Annotated in this window: 1 protein-coding gene; it reads left to right on the top strand. The window is 32.8% G+C overall.

Features of this window, described 5'->3' with window-relative positions:
- Positions 1-1,182 (top strand): UbiH/UbiF family hydroxylase (locus ACFIO3_RS12115; RefSeq protein ID WP_375704525.1); only part of this gene is annotated, 1,182 nt, incomplete at its 5' end.
- Positions 1,183-2,061: the final 879 nt, after the last annotated feature.

The raw sequence follows: 2,061 nt of genomic DNA, 5'->3' as shown, positions 1-2,061 counted from the left end.
GCAGGTCCTGTCGGAATGTTAGCTGCGCTGAGTCTTGCACATGAGGGGCTTTCTGTTTTTCTTGTTGGGCCCCCTGCCCATACAGATGAGTTACGGACAACCGCTCTTATGATGCCAGCAATCCGCACACTTCAAAAACTCAATATTTGGAATAGTCTTCAAAAACATGCGGCAGCTTTATCGCGCATGAGAATTATAGATATAACTTCTAGGATTGTGCGTGCTCCTACGGTGCATTTTTTTTCTGCTGAAATTGATGAAAAAGCCTTTGGTTATAACATACCTAATGTAGAATTAAACAGTGCTTTAACCGATGCTGTTACCCATATGCCCAATATTACAAGATTTATTTCTGCTGCTAAATCTTTTCATCACACAAAAAGCCATGTATGTATTACTCTTTCTGATGGTAGAGTCATTCAAGCACCACTTGTTATAGCTGCTGATGGACGTCACTCTCTCACACGTGCTGCAGCAGGGATAAATATCAAACAGTGGAACTACCCACAAAAAGCACTTGTTCTCAACTTTTCCCATGAGTTTTCTCATCAAAATACATCAACTGAATTTCATACAGAACATGGTCCATTTACACAAGTTCCGCTACCAGGGCGAAGATCCAGTCTTGTATGGGTTGTCCATCCTTCTCGTGCTGAAGAATTATTGAATATAAAATCAAAAGCAATTGCAAAAATAATCGAAAATCAAATGCAATCAATGCTTGGAACGCTAACCTTAGAAACATCAATTCAGTCCTGGCCTCTTTCAGGACTTCTTGCTCATCATTTTGCTGCTAATCGAACGATTTTAGTGGGTGAAGCTGCTCATGTTTTCCCCCCTATTGGAGCACAGGGATTGAATTTAGGATTCCGTGATGTTCAAACTTTAATTGATATTTTACCCAATGAAATATCTAATTCTAACCCTGAAATGATTGTTGCACGTTATAACAAATGCCGCAAACCAGATATATTAATCCGAAGTGGAGCTGTTCATACACTGAACTCTGCTTTACTTTCTCATATGTTTCCTGTTCATATCGTACGAAGTGTTGGGCTTGGTCTATTACATAATTGCTCCCCATTACGTAATTTATTTATGCGCGAAGGAATGTATCCAGGTTACGGATTCAAGGAAATTATGCAAATATTTCCAACAAAATCGCCTAAACAGCTCTATTGAAAAATAATGGATAATAACGTAAAATGAATGCTATTTTGTGTCTAACTTACTAATGCAAACTAACTAAATAGAAATAAATGCATAATATATAAATAACCCAATAAATAATTATTTTTAATAATGCGTTTTGAAAATAAATTTATTCAGTAAAAAAACAATATTCTACTATACATTTTGGGGTATCAATTCTTTAGAAGGGTAATTATGCATAACAAAAATAAATTGTTTAATTCTTTAAAAGTTAATATCATTTAGAGTATCTTTACAGCTTTTGTAAAAAATTCATACGAGAGTGTTCATTTTATTAATTTATGCACTTGTTTAAAGCAAAATCTGACACCTAAAGCCGTTTCGCAATGACACCCCTGTAATGATGATATAAAAGGAAAGCTGTTAAACATTATCATTTTTACACTTATCAAGGAACACGCTGGCACAGCATTATATTATTATGTGGCCATCCTCTACTATTTTTCCCCTTATATTTGAGAGCCTTTCTAAGAATCACTTTATATTTATTCCTTTATAGCTTTTTACTCATACGCAAGCCTCTTTTATGATTTTCATTCTTCAGAATAAAAACAGATTTGAATGAGAGAATTATACGATATTCGTGACGCTTATTTAACATACAAAACAATGAATTATCATTATAAATCTATGTGTTATCAATGAGCAATAATAAGCAATATAATCTCTCTATGGTTTAATATTGCGTTTTGGAGCATATCTATTACTGATGTGATAAATATCATTTATTTTCAAGTTGTTATTAAACATTTAAATTTCAGTGCTATTTTATTTTTTATACTGTTTTTGTTTTTTCTAATAAAATAATAAATTATATTAAATCTATAAATAATATTTATTTTAATTTAT

It is taken from the genome of Bartonella sp. AD328YNZD, from assembly GCF_042196425.1.
The sequence above is the reverse complement of the archived record's forward strand: the minus strand, read 5'-3'. Positions and strand labels throughout refer to the sequence as shown.